Origin of the sequence: Nonomuraea bangladeshensis (assembly GCF_039529455.1) — a bacterium.
GTDB classification, from domain to species: Bacteria; Actinomycetota; Actinomycetes; order Streptosporangiales; family Streptosporangiaceae; genus Nonomuraea; species Nonomuraea bangladeshensis.
The window spans coordinates 476,677-496,903 of sequence record NZ_BAAAMV010000009.1 but is presented as its reverse complement, the minus strand read 5'-3'; the positions used below and the strand labels follow the sequence as shown (position 1 = coordinate 496,903).

Below are 20,227 nucleotides of genomic sequence, written 5' to 3'. Positions count from 1 at the left end.
GTCACGTCTCGCCGGTCAGCACCCGCTGGGTCAGCTCCCACAGCACGTGGCAGAGGGTGATCTGCGCCTCCTGGATGCGGTGCACGGACGCCGACGGCACCACGAACAGGTGCGCCACCCGATCCTCCTGCGCCATCGGCCCGCCGTCGTAGCCGACCAGCCCGACGGTGAGCATGCCGCGCCTGGACGCCTCCGCCATGGCGTTGAGCACGTTGGCCGAGCCCCCGCTGGTGGACAGCCCCACGGCCACGTCGCCGGGGCGGCCGAGCGCGGCCAGCTGCCTGGCGAACACCAGCTCGTACCCGACGTCGTTCGACAGCGCCGTGAGCAGCGCGACGTCCTGGGCGAGCGGCACCGCCGCGACCGCGCGCGCCGGCTCCGGCGGGGCCGCGAACACCTGCGCGACGGCCTGGGCGTCCGTGCTGCTCCCCCCGTTGCCGAAGGCGAACAGCCGGCCCCCCGCCTCGAACGCCGCCGCCATCGCCCGCGCGCACGCCACCAGACCCTCGGCGTGCAGGTCGACCAGCGACCGGCGCAGCGCGACGATCTCCTCGGCCTTCCTCCGGGTGGACGCGCACAGGTCGGCGACCACGGCTTCCCGATCGGCCGGCGCCGGCGCGAGGAACGGATAGAGGGCCTCGATGCTGCTCTCCTCTCCGCGCGGGCCGATCGCGATGGCCTCCTTGGCGTGCACCAGGACGACGTCGCCCGGCCGTACGTCCACCAGGGCCACGCTGACCTCCTCCGGCCCCGACTCCGCCTCCACCAGGGCCAGCCCGTCCTCCAGCAGCCGCAGGACGCGCATCGGCACCGCCGCGTCGGAGCACGTGACGCAGACCTCGTCGTGGCACGGCTCCGTCATCGGACCGCCTCCAGCTCGTGGAAGACGTGCACGAGCTCCCACAGCACGTGGTAGATCGTCATGTGCACCTCCTTGACGACCAGCGGGTCGGCGGAGCGGACGGCCAGCACGTGATCCGCCTCGGGCGCCCCCCGCCCTCCGGTGAGCGCGACCGTGAGCAGCCCCATCGCGCGCGCCGCCGCGAGCCCGTTGCGCACGCCGGCGCAGTCGCCGTCGGCCGACACCCCGAGCGCGATGTCGCCCGGCGCGGCCAGCAGCCGCAGCTGGGCGGCGAAGATCCCGTCCAGGCCCTGAGTGCGGGCGATCCCGGTGGCCACGGCCATGTCCGTGGTCAGCGAGATGGCCGGGAGCGCCGGCTTGCCCATGACGACCGGGTGCGCGAACTCGACGGCGACGTGCTGCGCGTCGGCCACCGACCCTCCGGTGCCGAACACCAGCAGCTTGCCGCCCCCGCGGAACCGCTCCGCCATCTCCTGGCAGGCGCGCACGATCCGCTCGGCGTCCTCCCCGAGGGCGGTCGCCGGCCCCACCCGTCGCTCGAACGCGGCGGACACGGCGCTCATCGCCTCGCCCATGACGCCTCCTCCCACCCGGTCTCCTCCCGTACGTCCGGGAGCCCGTGGCCGCCCGTCTCCTGGCTGACCCGCGCCCATCTGACCAGACAGGTCTCCAGCAGCTGCCGGACCTCGATCAACCGGCGCATCCACGCCTGCAACTCGGCCATGCCGCCGGTGGTCAGCTCGTAGCGCCTGCGCGCCGGCCCCGCCTCGGAGGCGACCCAGGAGGAGGCCAGGTGGCCCGCGCGTTCGAGCGAACGCAGTGCCCGGTAGACCTGTCCGGGCTCCGCGTCGGACGCCCCCAGCCGCGCCAGCCGCTCGATCAGGTCGTACCCGTGGCCGGGCCGCTCGCAGATGAGCAGCAGCAGGAAGGGAGGGAGCAGGCCGCGCACGTCACTGCCCGACATGGGTCCCCTCCTCCGGTGCTGTGATGGCCGGTCGTGAGGACAGTAGGTCGCCGCCCGCCACGGGGGCGGGCGGCGCGTCCGGCGTTTGCACGACTCTTCGCCGTAGCCACGCCAAGAATCTCCCGGACGGTCCTCAGCCGGTCAGGCGCAGGCGTAGCCGGACGGCAGGGCGGTGTCGCCGTTGGGCCTGCTCGCCTGGAAGCCGAAGCTGGTGGTGGCGGCTCCCGGCGCGAGCGTGCCGTTGTGGCCGACGCTTCTGACCGTGACGGTCTGGCCGCTGGTGGTGACGGTGGCGTTCCACGAGCCGGTCAGGGTGTGCCCGGCCGGCAGGGTGAAGGTGACGGTCCAGCCGGTGATCGTCGAGGTGCCGGTGTTGGTGATGGTCAGCGGCTGGATCACGTATCCGTTCCCCCACTGGGACTGCACGGTCGGGGTGGCGCGGCAGGCGCCGGTCGTACCTCCCTGGGTGGTGATCTGGACGGTGCCGGAGACCGCCGAGACGTTGCCGGCGGCGTCGCGCGCCCGGACCTGGTAGCGGTAGACGGTGCTCGCGGACAGGCCCGTGTCGGTGAACGAGGTCGTGGCCGAGGTGCCGACCTGGGCGAACGTGCCGCCCGTCGCGCCGGTGGCGCGCAGGATCTCGTAGCCGGCCAAGCCGGAGCCGCCCTGGTCGGTGGAGGCGGTCCAGGTCAGCGTGGCGCCGGTGGCGGTCACGCCGGACGCGACCGGCGTGCCCGGCGTGGTCGGCGGCGTGGTGTCGGTCTGACTGGTCGTCAGGCCGAAGAACTCGACGGCGTAGCGGGCCATGCCGCTCTGCGGAAGAGTGTGCCCGGCGCCCTGGATGCTGTACGCCTCCACCTGCACGGTGCCGGACGGATCGGCGTACCGGCTGCGGCTCCAGCCCGCCTGCGGGGTGTCGGTGCCGGTCGGGGTCTGGCTCAGCCCGAACACGTTGGTCCACTGCTCGATCGACTCCCGCAGCAGCGAGTAGGGCACGAGGGTGTCGCTGGTGCCGTGCCACAGCTGCATGCGCGGGCGGGGCCCGGAATATCCCGGGTACGCCTGGCGGACCGCGTCGCCCCACTGCTGGGGTGTCCGGTCCATGCTCCCGCCGGTGCACCGGCTGCTTCCCGGCGGGTAGTCGGAGGCGCCGGCGAAGCAGTTGAAGGGCACGCCCATGAAGGAGGCCCCCGCCTTGAACAGGTCCGGGTAGACGGCGAGCATGTGCTGGGTCATCATGCCGCCGGACGAGCTTCCCGTGGCGTACACCCGGTTCGGGTCTCCCCGATAGGTCCGCTCGACATAATTGATCATCGAGACGAGCGAGACGGGATCGCTGCGGCCGCCGCGCTGCTTGGCCGCGTCCGACCAGGTGTCGAAGCAGTTGCCGAACCCCGCCGACTGGGTGGCGGTCGGGTAGATGACGATGAAGCCGTACCGATCCGCCAGCGAGGCGAACTCGCTGCTCTGGTGGAAGCCGGGGCCGGAGCCGCCGCAGCCGTGCATCGCCACCACGATCGCCGGCGAGGCCGGGCGCGAGTCCGGCACGTAGACGTGCATCCGCATGTTGCCCGGGTTGTCGCCGAAGCCGGTCACCTCCACCAGGGCGGCGGCGACGGCCGGCGATCCGAGTGCCACGGTCATGACGGCAAAGAGCGCCGCGGCGCAGGCACCGGCCAGCACCGTGGTCAAACGTCTCATGCGCGCTCCTCCTCTCCACATCCGCGGCACGCGCCGCGGACTGGAAAGTAAAAGGACGACGATCCACCGTCAACGCCCGCTCGGTGCGCATGCCGGCCGGTTGACCTGGCACAGAGCCATTTCCCCTGGTTATCAAGTAACTTGCTATCAAGCTCCTTGATAAGGGGATGCGAAACTTACATCGGAGCCCGTTCCGAGGGAGCGCGATATCGTCTCCTGGTGATCGATCCGGGTGCCCCCGCGGCCGCCGCGCCGGACGCGCCGCCGCCCCGTGTCAGCTACCTGGTGTTCCGGCTGGAACGCCGCATCCGCGCCTGCCTCGACGAAGCGCTCGCCCGGCACGGCCTGACGACCACCGCGTACATGGCGCTCAGCGAGCTGCGCCTGCGCGACGCCCCGTCCTCGGCCGACCTGGCCCGCATCGCCTTCGTCACTCCGCAGGCGATGAACCTGGTCATCCGCGATCTCGAACAACGCGGCCTGATCCGCCGTGACCCGCACCCCGGTGGTGGCCGCGCCCTGCGCACCCGCCTCACCCCGAAAGGTCTGAGCACGCTCCGGCGATGCGACCGTTCACTCGACGGCATCGAAGCCGTCATGCTCGCCGAGATCGACGACCCGGACCGCACGACGCTCGCGGAAGCGCTCACGCTGTGCGCCCGAGCCCTCCACCCGGACGCACGCGGCTCACAGGGGATGCAGGGCCCGCCGTAACGCCTCGATCATGTCCTCGTTCATCCGCCTGGTGAGCGCCGTGTCCGCGATCACGGCGGCGCCGTGGAAGGCGCCCGGATACAGGTGCAACTCGGTGTGGATCCCCGCCTGCACCAGGCGCTGCGCGTAGGCGATGCCCTCGTCGCGAAGGGGATCGAACTCGCAGACCGACACGTACGCGGGAGGCAGGCCGGACAGGTCATCCGCGCGGGCGGGCGCCGCGTACGGCGAGACCGGCCCGTCCCCGTCGGGCAGGTAATACCGCCAGCTCAAGATCGCGTCGCCCCTGTTCCACATGGGCGTGTCGACGAAGTCCCGCATGGACGGCGTCTCCAGCCGGTCGTCGGTGACGGGCACGTCGAGCAGCTGGAAGCACAGCGGCGGCCCGCCCCTGTCCCGGGTGAGCATCGCCAGCGCGGTCGAGAGGTTGCCGCCCGCGCTGTCGCCGCCCGCGGCGATCCTGCCCGGATCGACGCCCAGCTCGCCCGCCGACGCGTGCACCCACTCCAGCGTGGCCATGCAGTCCTCCAGCGCCGCGGGGAAGGGGTGCTCGGGGGCGAGCCGGTAGTCGACGGCGATCACCAGCGCCGGGATCCGGTCCGCGAAGCGCAGGTTCCTGACCTGGAAGAAGTCCAGCTCGCCCGAGACGAACCCGCCGCCGTGCAGGTAGATCAGCGCAGGCAGGGGAGTCTCGCTCTCGGGCCTGTAGAGCCGGACCCGCACGCCACCGGGGATCACCCTGTCCTCGACCGCCACCGGCCGCTCCGGCGTGTACTGCGGCAGGAGCTTCGTCATCTGCTCGATGACGGCCGGATCCAGGGTGGCGGGGTCGAAGGGCGGCTTGTCCCGCTTGATGAACTCGCTCAGCTCCACACTGGGGATGGTTTCGACGTACGGCAGCAGGTCCGGATCGTAAGCACGGCTCATGTCGCGTGAGTCAACCGCGTCCAGAAGACCCGGCCAACCCCCTACATCCCCCTCATCAGGCAACGACCTCGCGGGCGGTGGCTGCCCCGGCCCACCGCCCGCATGCTGCTCAGCCGGGATAGGGGCGGTTGAACCGGGGCGGGGTGAACGGGACATAGCGGGGGGCGGGGTCGGCCGCCAGGGCCGCCGCACGGGCATTCATCGCCGGGGCGGACGTCGCGGGCCAGTGACCGCTCCGCAGCCGGTCGAGCATGGTCAGCAGCGCCGCCTCCTGTTCCGCCGGCGAGAAGTCGCAGTGGCCGACGGTCTCGGTGTACGTCTGGCGCAGCAGGGAGCCCGCTCCTGCCCGGCGCACCTTCTCCTCGTACGACTGCTGCTGGGCGACGGTGGAGATCTGGTCCCCGGTGCCGGACACGGTCAGCACAGGGATGCGCAGGTCACCGGTCAGGACGATGCCGCGCGAGAAGCGCTCGACGGCGTCCGGGTCCGCCGCGATGCGGGGCGCCGCGGCCAGGTCGCTCAAGTCGGCCGCGAGGTCCAGACCTGCCGCCTTGTACAGGTCGCGGACGGCACGCCGGAGGACGGGATCGGCGAGGCTCAGTTGCTTCTCGTAGTCCACATCAGTGTTCCAGGACGGGTTTCCGCCGACCACGTCCATGATCTGGCGTCGGCTGCTCATGGCCTGTCCCACGTAGGGCAGGGGCCCGCCGGCGAGCGCCAGGTAGGCGCCCTGCTGCAACGCGTCGGCGTCCCCTCTGCCCGGAGGCGGCGGCGTGGACCCGTCGGGGTTCCGTCCCCAGGCCGGCAACTGGCCGACAGCGGCGGCCAGCGCGATCCTGGCCCGCCCCTCGGGGGTCTGCTGCGCCGCGGCCAGGGCGTCGATCCATGCCTTCCGGGCCGAGTCGACGTCCTTCGGGATGTCGACGACCGGCAGCCCCGGCGCGACCAGGCGCTCAAGCACGAAGACCGTGTCGAGCTTCTGATTCCACTGGCCGACGGATCCGCCGAGGCCGCCGCACATCGGGACGGCGGCGTCGAAGGCGCCGGGGTGGACCTGGGCGACGCCGGCGGCGACGAAACCGCCCATCGAGGTCCCGGAACCGATCGCGTACCGTGCCGGGCCGTAGGCGTCCTCGAAGCGGGCCAGCGCCTCGGCCTGGTTGTCGATGGCGGACCGGATGTCCCAGCCGGTGATCGCCCGGCTCGTCCCGCCGCGGGCCACGCCGTCGGCCAGCAACCGCGCGGTCAGGGGCTCGTTCCGGCCCGGGCCGGCGAAGTCGAGGGCGACCACCACGGCGCCGTTCCAGCGGGCCGGGACGACGAACTCGTAGGGCGTGCCGTCAGCGAGGGTGCCGCTGATGCAGGTGGGGCGGGCGGGGGAGTCCGGCAGGCACGGCGTGCCGCCGGGGGGCGCGGCGGTGGCGGCGGTGGCGGTCCCGCTTCCGGCGACGGCCGCCAACGCGAAGGCCAGGCACGCGATCGTCTTACGGCGGATCACAGCGACAGCCCCTTCGACTCGACCTTCCACCCGTCCTCGGTGCACAGTCCGCAGTCGGGGCCGACGAAGCGCGCCCCGGCGGCCCGGTCCCCGCGCAGGACGTAGTCGAACCAGTCCGCGGCCACCTGCCAGCCCTTGGTGGCCTCGAGACCGGCGATCAAGCCGGTGTGGCCGGCCGCGGTGTCGCTGACCAGGGCGGCGGGGACGTCGAGCAGGGCGTAGTTGTCGATGCTGTTCTGGTGGGCGACATCGTCCGGACCGCCGTTCACCAGCAGCGTCGGAGTGTGCAGATCGGCGAGACGGTCGCGCCCGTAGCCGCCGAAGGCCGGCTCCGCGAAGTACCCGGTGTTGAATCCGGCGACCGCGTCGATCACGGGGTCGGTCCCGGCGGCGAGGGCTTCGACGCCGCCGCAACTGTGGCCGAGCACTCCGACCCGCGTCGTGTCCACCCGCCCGCCGAACTGCTTGCGGGACTGCTTCGACCCGGTGGCCCAGTGGGCGGCCGCGAGGAGGGCCTCGGGGTGCGCGATCGTGTTCTCGGGGGTGTTGGGGACGGCGAATTCGTCCACCCCGCCGTTGGCCACGACGATGTATCCCTGGGAGGCCAGGCCGGTGAGGAAGGTGATCCCTTCGAGGTTGCTCGTCGCGCAGGCGCCGTTGCCGTAGACGATCACGGGCAGGCTGTTCTTGGGCAGTGCCTTGAGATCGGCCGGACGATAGACGGTGTGCCCCGGCAATCCCTCGGCGGCCTCACGCACCGTGGGCAGCACGGCCCGCGTCGAGGCGCCGGCCGAGGGGGTCTTCGGCGGCGGATTCGGGGCGGACGACGCCGCGGTGCCGGAGCCGGCGAGGACGACTGCCCCCGCGGTCGCCGCCAGCAGGATCCGGGCGGTCATGGAGCGGGCAAACATGGTTGCGTTGCCTCCACGGTGGATGGACGGGCAGGGGGTGTTGGGCCGGGGCCCGAAGAGGTCCGCGAATGGCCGGCGGGGCGCCTGGCAGCCGCTGTGAGGCGGATGTCCGCCGTCAACGCAGACGATCGTTCAGCTTTCTGTCATCAATGTCAATCCCCTGTTTGCCGCCCGGACGACTGGGCGGAGTGATCGCCCGCAGTGGTCGGCGGTCGCGTGCTCGGCGACCTGCCGCGACCGTCTGGACCTCCTGGCCTGCGGCGACCTGGTGACCTCGGCAGCGGATCAAAGCGTGACATTCGAATAACGAGCGCGCGATCAGGCGTTGTCAATATACTTCTGATGTGAATGATCGAGAGAGCTCTGAGGCGGAGGGCGTCGATTTTCCGCGCTTCCAGGTGGGCGCACCCCCGCAGCACCTGATCACGACGCTGCTCGGGGACTACTGGATCGGCCGGCCCGAGCAGTTGCCGTCCGCGGCGCTGGTGCGGCTGACCGAGGAGTTCGGTGTCTCCGCCGTGGCGGCGCGGGCCGCGCTCAGCCGCCTGACCAGGCGGGATCTGCTGGAGTCTTCCAAGATCGGTCGGCGCACCTACTACCGCCTGACGGATCGGGCCGCGGCGGTGCTGCTGGAAGGGCGGCAGCGGATCATGTCCTTCGGCCTGGAACAGGGCGCGTGGGACGGACGATGGGTGATGGCGGCCTTCTCCATCTCCGAGGAGCAGCGCGACCTGCGCCACGCGCTGCGCGCCAGGCTGCGCTGGCTCGGCTTCGCCCCGCTCTACGACGGGCTGTGGGTCTCGCCGACCGCGAACGCCGACAGCGCGGCGGCCGTGCTGACCGAGCTGGAGATCCCCATGGCGACGATCTTCCGCGCCGAGGCCCTTGACCTCCCGGGCATGCGGGCCCCGCAGGAGGCGTGGGACTTCGATCAGCTTCGGCGCACCTATGAGGGCTTCGTGGCCCAGTACGCGCCTCTTCTGGAACGCGTCCGCAGGGGCGCGGTCGGCGCGTCCGAGGCGCTGGTCGCACGCACGGGGATCATGGACACCTGGCGGACGTTCCCCAACCACGACCCCGACCTGCCGACGGAGCTGTTGCCGGCCGACTGGCCGCGCGCCGCGGCAAGGGACCTTTTCGTGGAGATCTACGACACCCTGGGGCCGCTCGCCGAGTTCCGCGTCAAGCAGATCGTCGCGGAGTTCCAGCCCGAGCTGGCCGAGCTGGTCGCCCACCATCGGACCAGCTCCATCCTCGCGCTCACCTGATCGCTCCCGGCGGTGGGGCGGTGCTTCGGCTCGCCCCGCTCGTCATCGCCTCCGCACAGCCGCCTCTTGACAGGTGTGCATCTCTAGATGTGACACTTATCCCCACGACCGCAGAAATAACTGCAGCATTAGTTGGTCGCGGAAGGATCACCATGAGAATCCCCAGGACCATCCTCGCGGGTGCGGCGGCTCTGGCCCTCGCCGGCGTCGCAGCCTGCGGCGGAGGCGACGGCGAGACGCAGCGGCCGGCCGGTGCGACAGCTCTGTACGACGCCCTGCCTGAGGCCATCAAGGAAGCGGGCGTCATCCGATTCGCCGGGGATTCCCACCCGCCCTATCGGATCGTCGCCAACGACGGCAAGACCGTCACGGGCATCGACAAGGAGTTGCAGGACGCCCTCGGCAAGGTGCTGGGGGTCCGCACCGAGATCTCGATCGTCAGCGGCCTGCCCGCGGCGCTGTCCGGCATGCTCGCCTCCAGGTACGACGCCTTCAACGGTCCGGTCAAGGACAGCGCCGAGCGGGAGAAGCAGTTCGACGCGCTCGTGTGGATGGTCACCCGGACCTCCTACCTGATCCCCAAGGCCGGATCCTCGGCCATCAAGAGCTCGAACGACCTGTGCGGCAAGCGCGTCGCCGGCACCGCGGGCAGCATCGTGGAGGACCAGGCCAAGCGCCTGACCGAATGGTGCGCCAAGCAGGGTCAGCCGGGGCTCGACTTCATCGGCTTCGCCGACACCAACGGCACCATCCTCGCCGCCAAGTCCGGCAGGGCCGACGCGGCCGGCATGACCGAGAGCGCCGCGCTCGACGTGCTCGCCAAGGAGAAGGACGCCTTCACGTACGTCACGCAGACCGAGGAGCAGGGCGCCGGCGTCGACCAGCTGGCGATGCTCGTGCCCAAGTCCAGCGGTCTCGGCCCCGTCATGCTCGAAGCGTTCAAGGAGATCTTCAAGAACGGCGAGTACAAGAAGATCATGGACAAGTACGGGCTCCAGAACGTGGCGGTCCAGGAGCCCAAGATGAACACCGCGGCGGCGCAATGAGCGTGGCACCACAGGCCGTGGACGTCGCCGCCGCCCGCCCGCGGATCCGCCCCCTGCGCTGGGTGGCCGGAGTCGTGCTGCTCGTGCTCGCCGCGCAGTTCGCCTGGTTCCTCGTCACCAACCCGCGGTTCGAGTGGCCGGTGGTCGGCAAGTATCTGTTCGACCCGAACGTCCTGCGTGGCCTCGGCATGTCGCTGCTGCTGACCGTCATCGTGATGCTGCTGGGCAGTGTGCTCGGGGTGCTTCTCGCGGCGGGCAGGCTGAGCGGCTTCCGGCCGGTGGCCTGGGCCTGCGGCGGCTACGTCACGATTTTTCGCAGCATTCCGCCTCTGCTCCAGCTGATCTTCTGGTTCAACCTCGGTTACCTGCTGCCGCGGATCCCGCTGGGCGTGCCGTTCGGCCCGACCTTCGTCTCGTGGCCGACCAACTCGGTGATCAGTTCGCTGACCGCGGCCGTCATCGGGCTCACCCTGCACGAGGCCGCGTACATGGCCGAGATCGTCAGGGCCGGCATCCTGGCCGTGGACGGCGGCCAGCGTGACGCCGCCCGCGCCATGGGGTTCACGGCCAGGCAGAGCTTCGTCAAGGTCGTGCTCCCGCAGGCGATGCGGGTGATCGTCCCGCCCGCCGGCAGCGAGTTCATCAGCCTGCTCAAGGGCACCTCCCTGGTCAGCGTGATCGCGATGGCCGACCTGCTGTACTCGGTGCAGGTGATCTACAACAGGACCTACGAGATCGTGCCGCTGCTGATCGTCGCCTGCGCCTGGTACCTGGTGGTGGTCACCGCCTTGTCGCTCGGCCAGCGGCGCCTGGAGCGGCACTTCGGAAAGGGGCAGCGGTGAGCGGCGCACCGGTCCTGCGCATCCGCGACGTACGCAAGCAGTTCGGCGACCATGTGGCGCTCGACGGGGTGAGCCTGGACGTGCACGAGGGCGAGGTCGTCACCGTGATCGGCCCGTCCGGGTCGGGCAAGTCGACCCTGGCCCGCTGCGTCCACCAGTTGGAGAGCATCGACGGCGGGGCCATGTACCTCGACGGGGAGCTGCTCGGCTACGAGTTCCACCGGGGCCACCTGCGCCCCCTGCCCGACCGGCGCGTGGCCGCCCAGCGCAGTCGCATGGGCATGGTCTTCCAGCAGTTCAACCTGTTCCCGCACTGGAACGTGCTGCGCAACGTCGTCGAGGCGCAGGTGCTGGTCCACGGACGGAAGCCGGAGCAGGCGCGTGAGGAGGCGCTGCGGCTGCTGGAGCGCGTGGGTCTCGCCGACAAGGCGGACGCCCATCCCCGGCAGCTCTCCGGCGGACAGCAGCAGCGCGTCGCCATCGCCCGGGCACTGGCCACCAACCCACGGATCATGCTGTTCGACGAGCCCACCAGCGCGCTGGACCCCGAGTTGGTGGACGAGGTGCTGAGCGTCGTGCTCGGCCTCGCCCGCGGCGGCATGACCATGATCATCGTGACGCACGAGATGAGCTTCGCCCGCGAGGTGGCGGACCGGTGCGTCTTCATGGAGAACGGCCGGGTGATCGAGACCGGCACGCCGGAGGAGATCTTCGACAACCCCGCCTCGCCCCGCCTCCGGGCCTTCCTGTCGCGCTTCTCCGGGCGCGCGGCCCGGACCCCGGACGAACGCCTGCTGGAGGAGGAGACCACCTCTTGAGTTTCACGGTAATGGCCGTCGGCGACCTCATCGTCGACGAGCCCGACCCCGCGTCCTTCTTCGCCCCGGCCCGGGAGACGCTGGGCCGGGGCGATGTGGTGATCGGCCACATCGAGGTGCCCCACAGCACGTCCACCGCTCAGGTCAGCACCGACGTCCCCGCCCCGCCCGCCGATCCCGCCGCGCTCTCCGCGGTCGCCGACGCCGGCTTCCACGTGGTGACGCTCGCGGGCAACCACGTCTACGACGTCGGCGACCAGGGGGTGGCCGACACGATCAAGTACGCCACCGAGGCCGGATTGACCACCACGGGCGCCGGCCTGACCCTCGACCAGGCGCGTCGCCCCGCCGTCGTGGAGCGCGACGGGTCGCGGATCGGCGTGCTCAGCTACAACTGCGTCGGCCCCCGCGAATCCTGGGCGACCAGCCGCAAGCCCGGCTGCGCGTACATCAAGGTGCTGACCCACTACGAGCTCGACCACGCCAGCCCCGGCGGGCCGCCCGCCGTCTACACCTTCGCCGACCCCGCCTCTCTGGAGCGGATGGCCGAGGACGTGGCGGCCCTGGCCGCCGAGGCCGACGTCGTGCTGGTGTCGCTGCACAAAGGCGTCGGGCACACGCCCGCCGTCCTCGCGATGTACGAGCGGCCCGTGGCGCACGCCGCCATCGACGCCGGCGCGCACGCCGTGTTCGCCCACCACGCCCACATCATGCGGGGCGTCGAGATGTACCGCGGCCGGCCGATCTACCACGGGCTCGGCAACTTCGTCACCGTCACCCGCGCGCTGACGCCCACCACGGGCGACGCAGGCGAACGGGCCGCGTGGGCGCGCCGCAGAGTCGAGCTGTACGGCTTCGCGCCCGACCCGGACATGCCGTACTACCCCTTTCATCCGGAGAGCAGGAACACGGCGATCGCGGTGTGCCGGTTCGATCGGGACGGCCTGGTCTCGGCCCGCATCGTGCCCTGCTGGATCGACGACGCGGGCCGTCCGGTGCCGCTCGGCGACGACGAGGAGGGACGGCGGGTCGTGTCGTACATCGAGCACATCACGCGGCAGGCGGGTCTGAAGACGGAGTTCCAGTGGGAGGGAGACGAGGTGGTGCTGCGTGGCTGACCGCCCGCTCGCCGGCCGCACGGTGATCGATCTGACCACCGCACTGTCCGGACCGTACGCGACCCTGTTGCTGGCCGGGCTCGGCGCCCGCGTGATCAAGGTGGAGAATCCGCTGACCGGCGGCGACACCTCCCGCAACAACGCCCCCTATCTCGGGGCGGACGGGCTGACGCTGGGCCGCCACGGGGACGACGACATGTCCGTGTCGATGCTTCTCCGGGGCCGCAACAAGGAGAGCGTCACACTCAATCTCAAGCACCCCAAGGCCCGGGGCCTCCTGGCCGGTCTGGTCAGGGTGTCGGACATCATGATCGACAACTACAGCGCCGGCGTCATGGCGCGGCTCGGCATCGGCCACGACTGGGCGAGCGCGATCAACCCGCGCATCGTGTGCACGTCGATCAGCGGCTTCGGCGCGCAGGGCGGTCCCGGCTCGGGAAAGGCGATGGACACCATCATCCAGGCGCTCAGCGGCGTGATGATGACCGCGGGCGCGCCCGGCGAGCCACCCGTCCGCTTCGGGCTGCCGGTGGGCGACCTCGTCGCGCCGCTTTACGCGGTGATCGGCACGCTCGCCGCGGTCCTGCGGGCCGACGCGACCGGCCAGGGCCAGCACGTGGACGTGTCCATGCTGGGGGCGCTGACCTCGCTGGTCGCGTGCGAGCCGTTCGACGCCTACGAGAAGCTGGGCCTGCCCATGCGCACGGGGACGACCGTGCCCAGGCTGGCGCCGTTCGGGACGTTCCCCGCCGCGGACGGCTGGTTCGCGCTGTGCGGCCCCACCGACGCCTTCGCCCGCGGCCTGTTCGCGGCGATGGGCCGCGACGATCTGGCCGCGGACCCGCGGTACGCCTCCCGGGACGCGCGCGTGGCCAACGCCGGCGAGCTGCACAGTCTGGTGGCCTCGTGGGCGGCGGACCGCCCGCTCGCCGAGATCCTCGACGCGCTCACCCGGCACGGCGTCCCCGCCGCCGAGGTGCGTGAGCCCGGCGACGCCGTACGCGACCCGCTCGTGCTGGAACGAGAGGAGGTCGTGCCGCTGGAGCATCCGCGCCACGGTCGTGCCGCGGACCTGTACGGGACCGGCGTGCCGATCCGCTTCTCCGACTCGGAGACGGGGCTCGACCGGTCGGCGCCCGCCCTCGGCGAGCACAACGCCGCCATCTACGGCGGCCTGCTCGGCTACTCCGACGACGAACTCAAGGCCCTGGCCGAGGAGGGGGTGATCTGACATGCCGATGGCGCTCGCCATGCTGGAGGAGGCATACGCCCGGCGCGGCGCACCCCCGGCCGCCTCGAAACTCCCGGCCGGCGACCGGGCGCCGGTCGCCGGCCACGTCGGGGCGGACGTGCCGGTCGAACTGCTGACCGCCGCGGGTCTCCGCGCGCTCCGCCTCACGGGCGACCCGGAGTCCGGCTCCGCGCTCGGAGACCGGTACCTGGGCCGAGGGGTGGACCCGATGGCCCGCTCGGTGCTCACGCGGCTGCTCGCCGGGTCCTTCGGCGACCTGGACCACCTCGTGATCTCGCATGACTGCGAGGCCTCCCTGCGGCTGTTCTACGCGCTGCGCGAGCTGCGCCGCGTGGAGCCGGGCACGGGACTGCCCGAGGTGTATCTCGTGGACATCCTGCACCTGCCGCACCGCACGACCGCCCGGTACAACCGTCGCAGGATCGGTGAGTTCGCGGCCAGGCTGGAGGCGTGGACCGGCCGTACCCTCGACCTCGCCGGGGCGGTGGCGGCGCACAACGAGCGGCGCCGCCTGCTGGCCGCCGCCGCCGAGCTGCGCAGGGCGGTGCCCGCCCGCCTGACGGGGCGGCAGTTCCTCGCGGTGGCCAACGCGGTCCTGCCCGTGGACGAGCACATCGCGCTGCTGGAACGGCTGCTGGCCGAGGCGGGACAGCTTGAGGAGCACGCCGGGCGGCGCGTCTTCCTGAGCGGCAGTGACCACGACACGCCACACGTGTACGAGGCCGTCGAGTCCGAGGGCTACGTGATCGTCGGCGAGGACCACTCCTTCGGCGGCCCGTCCCCGGAGGGGCCCAGCGGCTCGGGCGGCCTGGACGCGCTGGCCGAGCACTACCACTACAGCGGTCCGACCGCCCACCGGGCCACCGTGAGCGAGCGCGCCGCCCACGCGGCGAGAGCCGTACGGCACTGCCGTGCCGAGCTCCTCGTCGCCTACTCCAGGGTCGGGGACGAGGCTCCGGCCTGGGACTTCCCCGCCCAGCGGGCGGCTCTCGACATCCCCGCCGTGCTGCTGGAGCGCCAGGAATACGGGCGTGCCGATCTGAGCGCCCTGCGGAAGGAACATCCATGCGCAGTGTGAAATCCCTCGCCACGGCGGCCGAGGCGGGCAGACACCAGCGCGAATGGTTCGCCGACCTGCGCAGGCGGGTCGCCGCCGGCGAGCCGTTCGCCCTGCTGAACGCGGACGTCCCGCACGAGATCTTCCGCACGATGGACATCCCGTACGCGGTCAGCCAATGGTGGGCGTCCCTGGTGGCCGCCAAGCAGCGTTCGCAGCACTACCTGGAGCTGGTGCGGCAGCGCGGGTACCCCGACTACTCGGAGCAGTACAACTCGGTCACCCTCGGCTCCGCCTTCGATCCGGAACCGGAGGCCGGTCCGTGGGGCGGCCTGCCCAAACCAGACATCGTCGTCGGAGACGTCACGGGCGACATCACCCGCAAGATCTTCGACATCTGGGGACACGAGCCAGGGGTGACCTTCTACCCGCTGGAAAGCGCCGCCGAGAACGAGGTCCCCGTCAACTGGTGGGAGCTCATGCCGCACCGCTGGGAGCAGGCCATCGGCCCGGCCAGGCTGGACCTGCTCACCGCGGAGCTGGAGAACCTCGTCAGGTTCCTGGAGACCACCACCGGCAGGCGGTTCAGCGAGTCGCGTTTTCGCGAGGTGATGGCCCTGGTCGACGAGCAGGAGGAGTGGAACAGGAAGACCCGCGACCTCATCGCCCGCACCCGGCCCGCCCCGCTCGGCGTCGTCGACAGCATCCCCAGCGTCATGCTCCCGCAATGGCACCGTGGCACCGAGTGGGCCAGGGACATCGCCAAGCGTTTCTACGAGGAGGTGCGCGACCGGGTCGAGACGGGTCAGGCCGCGTGCCCGGACGAGCGGGCCCGGTTGATGTGGATCGGCCGCGGCCTCTGGTACGACATGGGCTTCTACCAGCGCTTCCAGGACGAGTACGGCGCGGTGTTCGTCTGGTCGATGTACCTGGCGATCGCCGCCGACGGGTACATCCGCTACGGCGACGACCCGATGAGAGCGCTGGCGGCGCGCTTCGCCGCCTTCGGCGACCAGCTCTACACCCCGCCGTGGTCGAGCGAATGGTACGTGAAGGAGGCCCGCCTGCACGGCATCGACGGCGTGGTCCACCTGGTCTCCGACGATCCCCGAGGCAGCTACTTCACGGCCAGGGCACTGGAGGCGGCCGGGTTCCCGGTGATCGAGATCCACGCCGACAACGTCGACGCCCGCACCTTCGGTGACGAGGTGGTCAAGCGCGTCGGTCAGTGGCTGGAGAACGTCGTCCTCGCCTGACCTTGAACATCAGGCAGATATTTAACGATCGTCTTGAGATCGTCACACATTCCAATGAGGGGGAATCCCATGGATCTTTCCGGCAAGGTCGCCGTCGTCACAGGTGCGGGCCGCGGGCTCGGCCGCGCGTACGCCGAGGCGCTGGCCGCGGCCGGGGCGGCGGTGGTCGTCAACGACGTGGACGCCGGAGCGGCCGCGCAGGTGGTCGAGGCCATCACCGGTGACGGAGGCAAGGCCGTGGACGTCGTCGCCCCGGTCGGCTCCGCGGAGGCGGCCGAACGGCTGGTCGCCACCGCGGTCAAGGAGTTCGGCCGGCTGGACGTGATGGTCACCAACGCGGGCGTTCTGCGCGACCGGGTGTTGTGGAAGATGTCGGACGAGGACTTCGACGCCGTCATCGACGTTCATCTGCGCGGCACGTTCACCTGCGCGCGGGCGGCGGCGGTGCGGATGCGCGAGCAGGGAACGGGCGGCCGGTTGATCCTGATCTCCTCGCCGGCCGGGCAGCGCGGGAACTTCGGCCAGACGAACTACGCGGCGGCCAAGGCCGGCATCGTGGCGATGGCCCGCACCTGGGCGATGGAGCTGGCCAGGGCGAACGTCACGGTGAACGCGGTCGTCCCGGTGGCCGCGACCGAGATGACCAAGACCATTCCCGCGTTCGCGCCGGTCATCGAGGAGGTCGAGCGCACCGGGAAGCCGTTCCCGGACTGGCTGCGCAAGGACGAGGGACTGGGCACGGTCGAGGACGTGGCGGGGCTCGTCGTCTTCCTCGCCTCCGACGCTTCCGCAGGCGTGACCGGCCAGGCGATCGGCGTCGGCGGGGACCGCCTGGCGCTGTGGGCGCATCCGAAGGAGAAGACCGTCGCGTTCGCCGACGGCGGCTGGACGGCCGAGGCCATCGCCGCCTCATGGGAGGCGGGTGTCGGCGCCGAGCCCGAGACGTACGGCATCCCCGCGCCGAAGGCGCCCGAGGGAGCCTGAGATGCCGGAAATGAACGTGGACGAGCTGGTCGCGATCGACGTGCACACCCACGCGGAGATCTCCAAGGACGGGCACGGGTCGCTGAGCCCGGAGCTGTTCGGGGCCTCCGCGGACTACTTCAAGGCGCACGGGCACCGGCAGCCGACCATCGAGGAGATGGCCGCCTATTACCGGGAGCGGAAGATGGCGGCGGTGGTGTTCACCGTGGACGCCGAGCACGCCACCGGGCACCCGCGCATCTCCAACGAGGAAGTCGCGGAGAGCTGCGCCGAGCACGCCGACGTGCTGATCCCGTTCGCCAGCGTGGACCCCTGGAAGGGCAAGGCCGGGGTCCGCGAGGCGCGGCGGCTGGTGGAGGAGTACGGCGTGCGCGGGTTCAAGTTCCACCCGAGCATCCAGGGTTTCTCGCCCGACGACCGCATCGCCTATCCCCTCTATGAGGCGATCCAGGAGCTCGGCGCGATCGCGCTGTTCCACACCGGGCAGACGGGCATCGGCGCGGGCGTCCCCGGCGGGGGCGGGATCCGGCTGAAGTACGGCAATCCCATGCTGGTGGACGACGTGGCCGTGGACTTCCCCGAGCTGCGGATCATCCTGGCCCACCCGTCGTTCCCGTGGCAGGACGAGGCGCTGGCGGTCGCCACGCACAAGCCGTACGTCTACATCGACCTGTCGGGGTGGTCGCCGAAGTACTTCCCGCCGCAGTTGGTGCGGTACGCCAACACGCTGCTGAAGGACAAGGTGCTCTTCGGGTCCGACTATCCGGTGATCACCCCGGACCGCTGGCTGGCCGACTTCGACAAGCTGGACATCAAGCCCGAGGTCCGCCCGAAGATCTTGAAGGACAACGCCGTACGCCTGCTCGGGCTCGGCGGAGCAGAGAGGACGACAGACAGATGACCACGACGGTGAGCGGGCTGGACGAGATCAGGGCGCTGGCCGGCAGGGACCTCGGCCACACCGGCTGGCTGGAGATCACCCAGGAGCGGGTGAACGTCTTCGCCGAGGCCACCGGCGACCACCAGTGGATCCACGTCGACCCCGACAGGGCGAAGGACGGACCGTTCGGCGGCACGATCGCCCACGGCTACCTGACCCTGTCCCTGATCATCCCGCTGTTCAACGAGCTGCTGGAGATCCGGGACGTCAAGATGAGCATCAACTACGGCCTGGACAAGGTTCGCTTCCCCAGCCCGGTCAGGGTGGGCGCCAGGATCCGCCTCGCCGGGACGGTCGCCTCGGTCGAGGACGTTCCCGGCGACGGCGTGCAGATGACGGTCGACTTCACCGTCGAGACCGACGGTGCGGCCAAGCCGGCCTGCGCCGCCCGGGCGATCTACCGGCACTACGCCTGACCTGTGATCCCTCACCTCACAGGAGGTCCAACACCGATGCGCAACGCCGGACTGGGAGGGTGGCCCGCCCGCCGGGCCCAGATGACACCCGATCGGACCGCCTTCATCTTCGCGGACCGGCCTGTCACCTACGCCGAGGTACACGAACGGACGACCCGGCTGGCGTCGCGGTTGCGCGCAGCGGGGGTGCGGGGCGGTGACCGGGTCGCCTACCTCGGCCGCAACCACGTCGCCTTCGTCGAGACGATGTTCGCCTCGCATCTGCTCGGGGCGATCTTCGTGCCGCTGAACTTCCGGCTGGCCGCGCCCGAGATCGGTTACATGCTGGACCACTCGGGCGCGGAGGTCCTGATCTACGCGCCCGAGTGCGTCGAGGTGGTGCGAGCCCTGCCGGACACCGCCCTTCGAGAGGTCGTGGCCCTCGACGCTCCGGGGCCGGGGGAGCGGCATTACGACACCTGGCTGGCGGAGGGCGATCCCACCCCCATCGACACGCCCGTGAAGCTGGACGACACCGCGCTCATCCTCTACACCTCGGGTACGACCGGGCGGCCCAAGGGCGCGATGCTGACGCACGGCAACCTCGTGTGGAACTGCTTCAACCTCCTGCTCGGCGTCGATGTCACGAGCGACGAGGTGACGCTGATCAGCGCGCCGCTGTTCCACGTGGCCGCCCTGAACCAGACTCTGCTGCCGACCTTCCTCAAGGGCGGCTGCTCGGTGATCACGCCGTCCTGGGACGTGGACGAGGGTTACGACCTCATGGAGAAGCACAGGGTCACGTGGATGTTCGGGGTCACCACGATGTTCGCCGCGTTCGCCCGGTCGCCCCGGTGGGCCGGCGCGGACCTGTCGTCGTTGCGCCACCTCATGGCCGGGGGAGCGGCGATCCCCGCCGCGCTGATCCGCACGTACCAGGAACGGGGCCTGGTGTTCTGCCAGGGATACGGGCTCACCGAGACCGCGCCCGGCGCCACGTTCCTCGAGGCCAGTCAGAGCGTGCGCAAGGTGGGTTCGGCAGGGGTGCCGGTGTTCTTCGCCGACGTGCGGGTCGTGCGGCCCGACGGGACGGGCGCGGCCGAGGGAGAGCCAGGAGAGGTGCTGATCAAGGGGCCGAACGTGACCCCCGGCTACTGGCGCGACCCGGAGGCGACCGCCGCCGCGTTCTCCGACGGCGGCTGGTTCCGCTCCGGCGACATCGGCGTCCTGGACGAGGAGGATCACCTGTACGTCATCGACCGGGTCAAGGACATGTACATATCGGGCGGGGAGAACGTCTATCCGGCCGAGGTCGAGGCAGTGATCTTCGAGCATCCGGCAGTCGCCGAGGTCGCGGTGCTCGGCGTATCCGACGCCAGATGGGGCGAGGTCGGCCGCGCGTTCGTGGTCCTACGCCCCGGAGCGAGTGTCACCACCGACGAGCTGCGCGAATTCCTGCGCCTTCGCTTGGCCAAGTACAAGATTCCGGTCTATTTCGACATCGCGGACGACCTGCCGAAGACGGGTTCGGGAAAGATCCAGAAACCGCGACTGCGAAGCCTTCCGCTGCCGGACGCCGGCTCCTCCGCTTCTTCGCCGGCTGACCGGTGACTCACCCAACCGCATCCCGGGCCACAGCGGAGGTGGGACGAGAAGAGCGTCGTCAGGGCGGAA

At 71.0% G+C, this 20,227-nt stretch carries 20 protein-coding genes; 13 read left to right on the top strand and 7 right to left on the bottom strand.

Features of this window, described 5'->3' with window-relative positions:
• Position 1 precedes the first annotated feature (1 nt).
• The 4 genes from ABD292_RS31620 to ABD292_RS31605 all read right to left on the bottom strand — a co-directional run bounded on the left by ABD292_RS31620 (position 2) and on the right by ABD292_RS31605 (position 3,527).
• Entirely contained in the window at positions 2-862 is an 861-nt protein-coding gene (locus ABD292_RS31620; RefSeq protein ID WP_344213733.1) for an SIS domain-containing protein, read from the bottom strand.
• Entirely contained in the window at positions 859-1,437 is a 579-nt protein-coding gene (locus ABD292_RS31615; protein ID WP_344213731.1) for a D-sedoheptulose-7-phosphate isomerase, read from the bottom strand. The genes ABD292_RS31620 and ABD292_RS31615 overlap by 4 nt, the downstream gene beginning before the upstream one ends.
• Positions 1,422-1,826, bottom strand: coding sequence for a PadR family transcriptional regulator (locus tag ABD292_RS31610; protein WP_344213729.1), 405 nt, complete (start codon positions 1,824-1,826; stop codon positions 1,422-1,424). Before ABD292_RS31610 ends, ABD292_RS31615 begins: the two co-directional genes overlap by 16 nt.
• 141 nt (positions 1,827-1,967) lie before the next feature.
• Positions 1,968-3,527 carry an extracellular catalytic domain type 1 short-chain-length polyhydroxyalkanoate depolymerase gene (locus tag ABD292_RS31605; protein ID WP_344213727.1) on the bottom strand — a complete coding sequence of 520 codons (1,560 nt, stop codon included), beginning with the start codon at positions 3,525-3,527 and terminating at the stop codon, positions 1,968-1,970.
• 219 nt (positions 3,528-3,746) lie between these two features.
• Here ABD292_RS31605 and ABD292_RS31600 point away from each other — a divergent pair, with 219 nt between their 5' ends.
• A complete protein-coding gene (locus ABD292_RS31600; protein WP_344213725.1) occupies positions 3,747-4,241 on the top strand; it encodes a MarR family winged helix-turn-helix transcriptional regulator in 495 nt (164 codons plus the stop codon).
• Here ABD292_RS31600 and ABD292_RS31595 read toward each other — a convergent pair.
• The 3 genes from ABD292_RS31595 to ABD292_RS31585 form a co-directional block, all read right to left on the bottom strand.
• A complete protein-coding gene (locus ABD292_RS31595) occupies positions 4,215-5,168 on the bottom strand; it encodes an alpha/beta hydrolase (RefSeq protein WP_344213723.1) in 954 nt (317 codons plus the stop codon). The two genes, ABD292_RS31600 and ABD292_RS31595, sit on opposite strands and share 27 nt — an antisense overlap.
• 109 nt (positions 5,169-5,277) lie before the next feature.
• Positions 5,278-6,666 carry an alpha/beta hydrolase family protein gene (locus ABD292_RS31590; protein ID WP_344213721.1) on the bottom strand — a complete coding sequence of 463 codons (1,389 nt, stop codon included), beginning with the start codon at positions 6,664-6,666 and terminating at the stop codon, positions 5,278-5,280.
• Positions 6,663-7,562: an alpha/beta hydrolase family protein gene (locus ABD292_RS31585; RefSeq protein ID WP_344213719.1), complete on the bottom strand. Its 900-nt coding sequence runs from the start codon at positions 7,560-7,562 to the stop codon at positions 6,663-6,665. Before ABD292_RS31585 ends, ABD292_RS31590 begins: the two co-directional genes overlap by 4 nt.
• A gap of 359 nt (positions 7,563-7,921) precedes the next feature.
• Between ABD292_RS31585 and ABD292_RS31580 the strand changes: the two genes are divergently transcribed.
• The 12 genes from ABD292_RS31580 (at position 7,922) to ABD292_RS31525 (ending at position 20,164) form a co-directional block, all read left to right on the top strand.
• Positions 7,922-8,845, top strand: coding sequence for a PaaX family transcriptional regulator (locus tag ABD292_RS31580; RefSeq protein ID WP_344213717.1), 924 nt, complete (start codon positions 7,922-7,924; stop codon positions 8,843-8,845).
• Positions 8,846-8,997: 152 nt separating this feature from the next.
• The gene (locus tag ABD292_RS31575) at positions 8,998-9,891 is read left to right on the top strand and encodes a transporter substrate-binding domain-containing protein (RefSeq protein WP_344213715.1); all 894 of its coding nucleotides are present in this window, start codon (positions 8,998-9,000) and stop codon (positions 9,889-9,891) included.
• The gene (locus ABD292_RS31570; RefSeq protein ID WP_344213713.1) at positions 9,888-10,733 is read left to right on the top strand and encodes an amino acid ABC transporter permease; all 846 of its coding nucleotides are present in this window, start codon (positions 9,888-9,890) and stop codon (positions 10,731-10,733) included. Before ABD292_RS31575 ends, ABD292_RS31570 begins: the two co-directional genes overlap by 4 nt.
• A complete protein-coding gene (locus tag ABD292_RS31565) occupies positions 10,730-11,551 on the top strand; it encodes an amino acid ABC transporter ATP-binding protein (protein WP_344213711.1) in 822 nt (273 codons plus the stop codon). Before ABD292_RS31570 ends, ABD292_RS31565 begins: the two co-directional genes overlap by 4 nt.
• The gene (locus ABD292_RS31560; protein WP_344213709.1) at positions 11,548-12,669 is read left to right on the top strand and encodes a CapA family protein; all 1,122 of its coding nucleotides are present in this window, start codon (positions 11,548-11,550) and stop codon (positions 12,667-12,669) included. Before ABD292_RS31565 ends, ABD292_RS31560 begins: the two co-directional genes overlap by 4 nt.
• Positions 12,662-13,900, top strand: a complete 1,239-nt coding sequence (locus ABD292_RS31555; RefSeq protein ID WP_344213707.1) for a CaiB/BaiF CoA transferase family protein — start codon at positions 12,662-12,664, stop codon at positions 13,898-13,900. The genes ABD292_RS31560 and ABD292_RS31555 overlap by 8 nt, the downstream gene beginning before the upstream one ends.
• A gap of 1 nt (position 13,901) precedes the next feature.
• Positions 13,902-14,999 (top strand): 2-hydroxyacyl-CoA dehydratase, encoded by a 1,098-nt coding sequence (locus tag ABD292_RS31550; RefSeq protein ID WP_344213705.1) that lies wholly within the window; start codon positions 13,902-13,904, stop codon positions 14,997-14,999.
• A complete protein-coding gene (locus ABD292_RS31545; RefSeq protein WP_344213703.1) occupies positions 14,987-16,234 on the top strand; it encodes a 2-hydroxyacyl-CoA dehydratase in 1,248 nt (415 codons plus the stop codon). The genes ABD292_RS31550 and ABD292_RS31545 overlap by 13 nt, the downstream gene beginning before the upstream one ends.
• A 69-nt stretch (positions 16,235-16,303) precedes the next feature.
• Positions 16,304-17,218 (top strand): SDR family oxidoreductase, encoded by a 915-nt coding sequence (locus ABD292_RS31540; RefSeq protein WP_344213701.1) that lies wholly within the window; start codon positions 16,304-16,306, stop codon positions 17,216-17,218.
• Position 17,219: 1 nt separating this feature from the next.
• Entirely contained in the window at positions 17,220-18,119 is a 900-nt protein-coding gene (locus tag ABD292_RS31535) for an amidohydrolase family protein (RefSeq protein WP_344213699.1), read from the top strand.
• A complete protein-coding gene (locus ABD292_RS31530; RefSeq protein WP_344213697.1) occupies positions 18,116-18,574 on the top strand; it encodes a MaoC family dehydratase in 459 nt (152 codons plus the stop codon). Before ABD292_RS31535 ends, ABD292_RS31530 begins: the two co-directional genes overlap by 4 nt.
• Positions 18,575-18,610: 36 nt before the next feature.
• On the top strand, positions 18,611-20,164 hold the full coding sequence (locus ABD292_RS31525; RefSeq protein ID WP_344213695.1) for an acyl-CoA synthetase: 1,554 nt from the start codon (positions 18,611-18,613) through the stop codon (positions 20,162-20,164).
• Positions 20,165-20,227 lie beyond the last annotated feature (63 nt).